Consider the following 9,331-nt stretch of genomic DNA (forward strand, 5'->3'; position numbering starts at 1 on the left):
ATGCTCATCGCATTGATCGCCCGCGACAAACCCGGCCATCTGCAGACCCGGCTCGACAACCGCGACGCCCATCTGGCCTATATCAACGACACCGGCGCCGTGGCGCAGGCAGGTCCGCTGCTGGATCAGGATGGCAATATGGCCGGTTCCCTGGTTATTCTGGACGTCGAAGACATGGCAGCGGGTGAAGCCTGGGCGGCAAATGACCCCTACAACAAGGCCGGCCTGTTTGAAGCTGTCGAATTGATCACCTGGAAAAAGGTCATCGGCTGATGCGCTATTGGCTGTTCAAATCCGAACCCTCCACCTGGAGCTGGGATGACCAAGTTGCCAAGGGTGATGCGGGCGAGGAATGGGACGGCGTGCGCAACTACCAGGCGCGCAACTTCATGCGCGAGATGAATATCGGCGACCGCGGCTTTTTCTATCATTCGCAGAAAGAGAAATCCGTGGTCGGCATCGTCGAGGTCTGCGCCGAAGCGCACCCGGACAGCACCACTGAAGACGACCGCTGGGAATGCGTCGACATCAAGGCGGTGCGGGCCTTTGCCAAGCCGGTCAGCCTGGATCAGATCAAAGCTGACCCGCGGTTGGAGGACATGGTGCTGGTCAAAAACTCCCGCCTGTCGGTGCAGCCGGTGAGCGAGGCGGAATGGCAAGCCATCTGCGCGCTGGGGGAGACAGACCCCGCCTGATCTGCCACTTTGCTCTCAAGTGGCTGAAACCATTGAGGAGAGCATCATGGAATTCCTGAGTGTGATTGTTGCGGCGGCAGCGGCATTTGTGCTGGGCGCCGTCTACTACGGCGCATTGGCCAAGCCCTGGATTGAGGCTTCCGGCGTCGAATGTGATGAAGACGGCAAGCCGAAGGGCGGGCAAAGCCCGATGATCTTTGCCATGGCCTTTGTCCTGCAGTTGATCGTTGCCGGCATGATGCGCCATGTGTTCAGCCTGTCAGGCATCGAAACCCTGGGCGCCGGCCTGATCGGCGGTGCCGGCATCGGCCTGTTCTTCATCAGCCCCTGGATCGCACTGAACAACATGTATGGAATGCGGCCGGTCAAACTGACGCTGATTGATGGCGGCTATGCGACGCTGGCCTGCGCGGCGGCTGGTCTGGTGCTGACGCTGTTCTAAGCTGCCACACATCTGAAATGAAAAAGGGAAGGACCTGAGGACAATCAGGACCTTCCCTTCCACCCCGCGTGCTCCACTATCCACCACACGCGTATGAAAATCTGGTTCCTGGCCGTCCTGGCCGGTTTCTTAGGTATAGGCCGCCTTGCGCCGATTCCGCAAAGCAATAACCCGGACAATGCGAGCTAAATCAGAACTGACGTGAATGCCGGCAGAGGTTTTCACCTTCAGGTATTACCCGCTGAGCCGATCCCATCCTCCGGGACCAGAAATTCGAATCTCTCAATTGGGTTCCCGCCGCCTTTCGCAGCCAGAGCGGATGCCTTTCCGGACCAGGGACCTATATCGAGGCCTGCGTATCAGTGACACGGAGGAGGTTATCCTATGCAAAGGTTTCTCATCGAACGGGACATCCCGAAGGTCGGCAGCATGAGCGGTGAAGAACTTGGCGGCGCAGCGCGCACCTCCAATGACGCGCTGGCCAAACTGGCCCCCCGGGTCCAATGGCAGCACTCCTATGTTGCCGGCGACAAGACCTTCTGCATTTACCTGGCCGACTCCGAAGACGCGATACACGAACATTCAAAGCTGAGCGGCTTTCCCGCCAGCAAAATCACCAGAATCGAAACTGTTATCGACCCCACCACCGGCAATTAGGGTCAGGTAAAGAAAAGCGCCGCCGGATTTCCCCGGCGGCGCTGTTTCGTGTTCTGCATTGTCCGCTTAGTAGCGGTAGTGCTCCGGCTTGAACGGGCCTTCGGGCTTGACGCCGATATAGGCGGCCTGTTCGGAGCTCAGCTGGGTCAGCTTGACGCCGATCCGGCCCAGGTGCAGGCGGGCGACTTTCTCGTCCAGGTGCTTGGGCAGGATGTAGACGTCGTTTTCGTAGTGGTCGCCGCGGGTCCACAGCTCAATCTGCGCCAGCACCTGGTTGGTGAAGGACGCCGACATCACAAACGACGGGTGGCCGGTGGCGTTGCCGAGGTTCAGCAGGCGGCCTTCGGACAGCAGGATCATGCGGTTGCCCGAGGGCATTTCGATCATGTCCACCTGGTCCTTGATGTTGGTCCACTTGTGGTTCTTCAGCGCCGCGACCTGGATCTCGTTGTCGAAGTGGCCGATGTTGCCGACAATCGCCATGTCCTTCATCTCGCGCATGTGCTCGATGCGGATCACGTCCTTGTTGCCGGTGGTGGTGATGAAGATGTCGGCGGTGGCGACTTCATCTTCCAGCAGGGTCACTTCGAAACCGTCCATCGCAGCCTGCAGGGCGCAGATCGGGTCGGCTTCGGTGACTTTTACACGGGCGCCGGCGCCGCGCAGGGAGGCAGCGGAGCCTTTGCCCACATCACCATAACCGCAGACCACGGCAACCTTGCCGGCCATCATGGTGTCGGTGGCGCGGCGGATACCGTCAACCAGCGATTCCTTGCAGCCGTATTTGTTGTCGAACTTCGATTTGGTGACCGAGTCGTTCACGTTGATCGCCGGGAACGGCAGCTGGCCGTTTTTCTGCAGCTCATACAGGCGGTGGACGCCGGTGGTGGTTTCCTCGGAAACACCCAGGATGGCATCGCGGGTCTTGGTGAACCAGCCGGGGGAGGCTTCCATGCGCTTCAGGATCTGCGCCTTGATGACCGCTTCTTCTTCGGACTGCGGCACCGGGATGATCTCTTCGCCCGCCTCGGCGCGGGCGCCCAGAAGCACATAAAGGGTGGCGTCGCCGCCGTCGTCCAGGATCAGGTTCGCGCCTTCGGGGAACATGAAGGACTTGTCGAGGTAGTCCCAATGCTCTTCCAGGGTCTGGCCCTTGATCGCAAAGACCGGAATGCCGGCATCGGCGATGGCTGCCGCTGCATGATCCTGGGTCGAGAAGATGTTGCAGGAAGCCCAGCGCACGTCCGCGCCCAGCGCCACCAGCGTTTCAATCAGAACCGCAGTCTGGATGGTCATGTGCAGCGAACCGACGATGCGGGCGCCCTTCAGCGGCTTGCTTGCGCCGTATTCTTCGCGCAGCGCCATCAGGCCCGGCATTTCAGTTTCGGCGATGTCCAGCTCTTTGCGGCCAAAGCCTGCCAGCGCGATGTCCTTGACGATATAATCCCCGGCCATAGTCTGCTCCATTCCGGTTACGAGTACACTTGGTGCAGGGCCTAGCACTGCATTTGTTGATATTCAACGAAGATACCCGCAACCGGAGCCGGATGGCTCAGGCTTTTCATCAAGTGTCAGGCTGTAGGGGAAGCCCGTCAGGCAGCCAAATTCAGCTTGGCGTGCCCGGGTCCGGCGCTTTTTCCGCGATGTGGAAGAAGGAGGATCCGGTTGCGACAACGCAGCTGATCCCGTTTGCATGTGTAACGAGAACCGTAAAGGTGCCGGTTTCATCCGACGACCAAACTTCAATCACTGTCGCTTCGGGGCGGCTTTTCTGCAATCCGCCGGCCGTCAGCCGTTCGGAATATCCGCTTTCCAGCTTCTGCGTCATGACCTCGCGGTCGCCGCAGCTGGCGGCCAGGGCTGGCGGCGCTGTCGCTGCCATGCCGAACAACAGGGAAAGACCAAGTAAACGCTTGAACATGACAAACTCCTTTCTGTTGCGTGTCACGTCGCAAAGGGGTTTGCCGCGGGGAGGGGGCGGTGCCCCTTGTGTACTTATAATATTGGTTCGGGACGCACCTTTTTCAAACTCACAGGGCATAAACTGCCCGTTTTCATCCGTGTTCGCGCAAACACTCAAACGATGGCAAGCATTGCCCGGGCAACGCGCAGAAGGTAGTCAGAGGGTAAATAAAGCGACAGGAATCCCCATGCCCGCCAAACCCGCCCGCGCCTGGCAGAGAATGCTGTCCGGCCGCCGTCTGGACCTGCTGGATCCGACGCCCGTGGATATCGAGATCGAGGATATTGCCCACGGGCTGGCCTTTGTGGCGCGGTGGAACGGCCAGACGATGGGGGATTTTGCCTACTCAGTCGCAGAGCATTCATTGCTGGTTGAGGACATCTTCACCCGGATGCAGCCCAAGGCGCCGGTTAAATGGCGGCTGGCGGCACTGCTGCACGATGCGCCGGAATATGTGATCGGTGACATGATTTCGCCTGTGAAGGCCGCGGTGGGTCCGGGATACGGCGATCTGGATCAGCGGCTGACGGCGGCGATTCACCTGCGGTTCGGGCTGCCGGCGGCGCTGCCCAAGACGGTCAAGGCGCAGATCAAGCGGGCGGACAAGGTCAGCGCCTGGATGGAAGCGGTGCAGATCGCGGGTTTTTCAGAGGCCGAAGCCAGCAAGTTCTTTGGCCGTCCGAATGCCGAGATTGCCGACGGACTGCACATCCGCCTGCGCCCGCCGGTTGAGGTGCGGCAGGAGTTCATTGCCCGGCATCAGGCGCTGTTGCAGCAGATGTGAATGAAACGGGTTTTACCCAGCCAGGGCCGCTGCCCTGCCGGTAGTTCCAATCGGTATCCTGCTGGCTGTCCTGCGTAAGAGCGGAAGCAAGTTAAGGATGGCGGCGCCGCCAAGGGGCGGAGGCGGGACGGGAGGGTTACTCCCGCACGCGAAACGTCGGTTGTGCGTGCCCGTGCCAATGGGCCCAGTTCCAAAGTGCCGGGGGTGTCAGGCCCGGCGGTGACCGCGATCAATTGGAACTATGCCGCAGGCCGCTTAAGATCCCGTGAGACCAGCGTACGCAGGGTGCGCAACACCCTGCGTTGACGGGCAGAGCCCCGTGTCTGAAGTGGAAGGCTCAGCGCGGGCTGCGCTTGGCCAGGATCCGCTGCAGGGTGCGGCGGTGCATGTTCAGCCGGCGGGCGGTTTCCGAGACATTGCGGTCGCAGAGCTCATAGATCCGCTGGATATGCTCCCAGCGCACCCGGTCGGCGCTCATCGGGTTTTCCGGCGGCGGCGGCAGCTCATCACCGGTGGACAGCAGCGCATTCATGATGTCGGTGGCATCGGCCGGCTTGGACAGGTAGTCAGTCGCGCCGATCTTGACGGCAGCCACGGCGGTGGCGATGGCGCCGTAGCCGGTCAGCACGACAACCCGGCTGTCGGGGCGTTTCTCGCGCAGCACCTCGACCACATCCAGGCCGTTGCCGTCCTCCAGCCGCAGATCAACCACCGCATAGGCCGGCGGGCGAGCGGTTGCGATGGCGCTGCCTGCGGCGACGGATCCCGCAGTCTCTACCTCGAACCCGCGTTTTTCCATGGCCTTGGCCAGGCGCCGCAGAAACGGCTCGTCATCATCGACGAGCAGCAGTGTCTTGTCAGGTCCGATTTCCTGCAGATCAGTTTCGGCCATGCCCGGTCCTCCGCGCGGTTTTATCTATTGGCGCAAGAATATGTCCGGGCAGGGGAAAAGGTCAAACAGCTATCCTGCTTCAGATTTTCCCGACAAAGCAGGCGGTCTTGTCGGCCATCTGCTCTGCCGTTTCATCGCGGCGGAAGAACTCAACAAACCCTTCCTCGGGCAGCACCAGGTAGGAGAAGGTGGAATGGTCGACGAGATAGTAGTCCTCATCCCCGTCGTTCTTCTTGAAATAGGTCTTGTAGGCCATGCTGGCCGCCTTCACCTGTTCCAGCGAACCGGTCAGGCCGATCATCTTTTCATGCAGGTTGGCGGCGAAATCGCCAACGGCTTCAGGGGTATCGCGGTCCGGGTCGATGGAGATGAACACCGGCGTCACGCTGACGCCGCGCTCAGCCAGAACGTCGATAGCATCAGCGTTGCGTGCTGCGTCCATCGGGCAGACGTCAGGACAGAAGGTGTAGCCGAAATAGACGATGGACGGCTCCGTGATCACATCCTTGTCGGTGACGGTTTCGCCCTTGGCATTGATCAGTTCGAACGGCCCGCCAATGGTTTCGGTGCCGCCTGCGATCTGGCTGCTGCGGCACTGCGCGAATTTGTCACCCCCGCTGCCTCCGCGGGTCAGAAACCAGGCACCGCCCACCAGGGCAGCGACAAAAGCAACAGCGAGGAGAGCATAGACGCGGGTCATGGGATCACACTTTTCGTCAGGGAAGGGTTGTTGATCGTTTGCGGCGCCAGACCTATCAAGAAATACAGCCGATGCAACTGGCGCACGGCGTCACATCTGCGGGAGCACCGGAACCGGATGAACGACCGACTTTTTATGCTGGCAAGCAGCCACGATCACAGTCATTGGGTCCGGCTGCGGACACTGATCCTGCTGCGCTGGGTGGCCATTGCCGGGCAGATCACCGCCATTGCTGTGGCGCAGCACCGGTTCAACCTGCAGCTGGAGCTTGGGTTGTGCTACCTGGCGATCGGCATCTCCGCCGCCGGCAATTTGATTGCCATCTTTGCCTTCCCGGAAAACAAGCGGCTCAGCGAGTTCGAGAACTTCCTGATGGTGCTGTTCGACCTGCTGCAGCTGGCTTTCCTTGTTTACCTGACCGGCGGGCTGAACAATCCCTTTGCCCTGCTGGTGCTGGGGCCGGTTACGATTTCCGCCGCGGTGATGGGCCTGCGCTCGACCCTGATCATCGGCGCAACGGCCATTATCCTGGTCACGCTGATGGCCGAGTTTCACCTGCCGCTGCGGACCGAGCAGGGATTTATCCTGCGGATCCCGGATGTGTTCATCTTCGGAAACTGGATCGCCATCGTCATCGCCATCCTCTTCATCGGTGCCTATTCCTTCCGGGTCAGCAACGAGATGCGGCTGATGTCGGACGCGCTGAGCGCCACCCAGCTGGCCTTGTCGCGCGAACAGAAGCTGACCGATCTGGGCGGCGTGGTGGCAGCGGCAGCGCATGAGCTGGGCACACCGCTGGCCACCATCAAGCTGACCAGTGCCGAGCTGATCGAGGAGCTGGACGACCGCCCGGACCTGCGCGAGGACGCCGCGCTGATCCGCGAACAGGCCGACCGCTGCCGGGACATCCTGCGCGGTATGGGCCGGGCCGGCAAAGACGACCTGCACCTGCGCCAGGCCCCTTTCTCGACACTGGTGACAGAAGCGGCAGAGCCGCATATGCACCGCGGCAAAGCAGTTCTCTACCATGAGGAGCCGCTGGAAGGCGGCGATTTTCAGCAGCCGACGGTGCTGCGCAAACCGGAGATCATTCACGGGCTGCGCAATCTGGTTCAGAATGCCGTCGATTTCTCGCAGTCCACCGTCTGGATTGATGCGGCATGGGACAACGACCGCATCGTCCTGAAGATCAGCGACGACGGTTCGGGTTTCCCTCCGCATCTGCTGGGCCGCATAGGCGACCCTTTCGTGCGCCGCCGCCGGGGCGAAAGCGAACTGAAGCAGCGCCCGGAGTACGAGGGCATGGGGCTGGGCCTGTTCATTGCCAAGACGCTGCTGCAGCGCACCGGCGCACAGCTGAGATTCGCCAACGGCTCTGACCCCCACCAGACCATTTCCCCCGGCATTGAACAGACGGGCGCCATTGTCGAGGTTGCCTGGCCACGCGAGAAAATCGACGCCATGGAAGCAGGAGGCCCTGTCACCGGCAAAAATTTACCTTTAGAAATTTAACTATTCACTTTTGGGAAACCAATTAAACTTCATTTAACCATTTTTAGGGAACCATGCGGGTAAACGAGAGCTGAACTAGGCAGGAAGACATGCAGGATTTCGCGTCGATCGAATGGTTTGTACTGGCCGCGCTATGCGCTGCCACGGCTGCCGCCGCAGTTTGGTGGCTGTCCCCCTCCCCCCGCCGCAATGGCATGGAGCACGATCTGCTGGCCGCCGATGGCCGGACTGATGCCGTGTTCCTGTTCGATGACAGCAGCTTGATCGGCTGGTCTTCCGGGGCCCGCAAATTTATCGGCGACCAAGCGGAGAACTTTGATTGGAGCATGCTGCGCGACCAGCTGGCCCGCAGCTATCCTGGCCTGCCGCAGTCGCCTGGTTTTCTCAAGGATGTGGGGCCGCTGGTGCTGTCCGGCACCGCCGCCGCTGAAAGCCGCGAAGCACATTGCGAATGGATTGATGGTGTGACCCGCGTTCAGCTGCGCCGCAGCACCTTGGAAGAACACAATAAATCCCTGGATCAAGAGCTGACCACCCTGCGGGCCGCGGTGCATCAGGCGCCCTATCCGGTCTGGCTTCAGTCGGAAGAAGGCAATGTTACCTGGTCCAACCTGGCCTATGACAATCTCGGCCAGAAGATTCGCGGCCGCAGCGCAGATTTTTCTGATCCTCTGTTCGTGGATCTCCATGATCCGATGACCAGCGGCAAACCGGAACGGATTTCCATCCCGCTGCCGGAAAGCACCAAGAAGCTGTGGTACAACGTCTCAACCACCGAAACCGAGGCCGGCTGGCTGTGCCACGCGGTCGATGTGAACGCGGTGGTCGACGCCGAGGTTGCCCAGCGCAATTTTGTGCAGACGCTGGCCAAGACCTTTGCCCAGCTGTCCATTGGCCTGGCGATCTTTGACCGCAACCGCCAGCTGGTTCTGTTCAATCCGGTGCTGATCGACCTGACCGCGCTGCCGGCAAACTTCCTGAGCTCGCGGCCCAACCTGCTGACCTTCTTTGACCGGCTGCGCGATCAGCGGATGATGCCGGAACCCAAGAGCTACTCCAGCTGGCGCCACCAGATGGCGGACCTGCTGGAGGCTGCCGCCGAGGGGCGTTACCAGGAAACCTGGTCGCTGCCTTCAGGGTCTGTCTACAAGGTCTCGGGCCGACCGCATCCGGATGGCGCCATCGCCTTCCTGTTCGAGGATATCACCGCCGAAGTCACCCTTACCCGCCAGTTCCGCTCTGAGCTGGAAATGGGGCAATCAATCCTGGATCAGATGGACGAAGCCATCGCGGTGTTCGCCAATGACGGCAGCATGAGCTTTTCAAACAGCGCGTATGACACCCTTTGGCAGATGGACCCGAACTCCAGCTTTGCCAAAGTGTCTATCATGGATGCCAGCCGCATCTGGCAGGACACCTGTTCACCAACCCCTGTCTGGGGCGAGATCCGTGACTTCGTGGCAGGCTGCGAAGGGCGCGAGGCCTGGTGGTCCCATGTTCAGCTGCGCGACGGCACCGGGTTGGTCTGCAAAGTGTCCGCTATCCAGAACGGTGCCACCATGGTTAGCTTCCGCCAGCCGGAAACCGCTGCTCTGCCGGCTGGCCAGGAACGGTTCCCCGCCTCAAGCAAGGGCTGAGCGGGGAAACCCGCTTGCAGCAGCACCGCGGCGGCGCCATTCTAGCGCC

Annotated in this window: 11 protein-coding genes; 7 read left to right on the plus strand and 4 right to left on the minus strand. The window is 60.9% G+C overall.

Annotated elements, in window-relative coordinates:
• From RA24_RS14125 to RA24_RS14140, 4 genes are all read left to right on the plus strand, one after another.
• On the plus strand, window positions 1–273 hold the full coding sequence (locus tag RA24_RS14125; protein WP_019295350.1) for a YciI family protein: 273 nt from the start codon (window positions 1–3) through the stop codon (window positions 271–273).
• Window positions 273–695, plus strand: coding sequence for an EVE domain-containing protein (locus RA24_RS14130; RefSeq protein ID WP_039147534.1), 423 nt, complete (start codon window positions 273–275; stop codon window positions 693–695). Before RA24_RS14125 ends, RA24_RS14130 begins: the two co-directional genes overlap by 1 nt.
• A 46-nt stretch (window positions 696–741) precedes the next feature.
• A complete protein-coding gene (locus tag RA24_RS14135; RefSeq protein ID WP_039147812.1) occupies window positions 742–1,137 on the plus strand; it encodes a DUF1761 domain-containing protein in 396 nt (131 codons plus the stop codon).
• Window positions 1,138–1,521: 384 nt separating this feature from the next.
• On the plus strand, window positions 1,522–1,794 hold the full coding sequence (locus tag RA24_RS14140; protein ID WP_019295347.1) for a DUF4242 domain-containing protein: 273 nt from the start codon (window positions 1,522–1,524) through the stop codon (window positions 1,792–1,794).
• Between the two features lie 66 nt (window positions 1,795–1,860).
• On the opposite strand, the gene ahcY is transcribed toward RA24_RS14140, so the two are convergent.
• Window positions 1,861–3,249, minus strand: a complete 1,389-nt coding sequence (ahcY, locus tag RA24_RS14145; RefSeq protein ID WP_019295346.1) for an adenosylhomocysteinase — start codon at window positions 3,247–3,249, stop codon at window positions 1,861–1,863.
• Between the two features lie 151 nt (window positions 3,250–3,400).
• The gene (locus RA24_RS14150) at window positions 3,401–3,715 is read right to left on the minus strand and encodes a hypothetical protein (RefSeq protein WP_019295345.1); all 315 of its coding nucleotides are present in this window, start codon (window positions 3,713–3,715) and stop codon (window positions 3,401–3,403) included.
• A 229-nt stretch (window positions 3,716–3,944) separates the two neighbouring features.
• On the opposite strand from RA24_RS14150, the gene RA24_RS14155 reads away from it, so the two are divergent.
• Window positions 3,945–4,541, plus strand: coding sequence for an HD domain-containing protein (locus RA24_RS14155; RefSeq protein ID WP_039192306.1), 597 nt, complete (start codon window positions 3,945–3,947; stop codon window positions 4,539–4,541).
• Between the two features lie 337 nt (window positions 4,542–4,878).
• Here RA24_RS14155 and RA24_RS14160 read toward each other — a convergent pair whose 3' ends face one another.
• Both RA24_RS14160 and RA24_RS14165 read right to left on the minus strand, forming a co-directional pair.
• Window positions 4,879–5,433, minus strand: coding sequence for an ActR/PrrA/RegA family redox response regulator transcription factor (locus tag RA24_RS14160; RefSeq protein ID WP_019295343.1), 555 nt, complete (start codon window positions 5,431–5,433; stop codon window positions 4,879–4,881).
• Window positions 5,434–5,512: 79 nt separating this feature from the next.
• Window positions 5,513–6,133 carry an SCO family protein gene (locus RA24_RS14165; protein WP_039192308.1) on the minus strand — a complete coding sequence of 207 codons (621 nt, stop codon included), beginning with the start codon at window positions 6,131–6,133 and terminating at the stop codon, window positions 5,513–5,515.
• Between the two features lie 117 nt (window positions 6,134–6,250).
• On the opposite strand from RA24_RS14165, the gene regB reads away from it, so the two are divergent.
• Window positions 6,251–7,645: a sensor histidine kinase RegB gene (regB, locus tag RA24_RS14170; protein ID WP_019295341.1), complete on the plus strand. Its 1,395-nt coding sequence runs from the start codon at window positions 6,251–6,253 to the stop codon at window positions 7,643–7,645.
• An 89-nt stretch (window positions 7,646–7,734) separates the two neighbouring features.
• A complete protein-coding gene (locus tag RA24_RS14175; protein WP_019295340.1) occupies window positions 7,735–9,282 on the plus strand; it encodes a PAS-domain containing protein in 1,548 nt (515 codons plus the stop codon).
• The last annotated feature ends 49 nt before the right edge of the window (window positions 9,283–9,331 follow it).

The sequence above is a fragment of the Leisingera sp. ANG-M6 genome, from assembly GCF_000813905.1.
In the GTDB taxonomy this organism is placed as follows: domain Bacteria; phylum Pseudomonadota; class Alphaproteobacteria; order Rhodobacterales; family Rhodobacteraceae; genus Leisingera.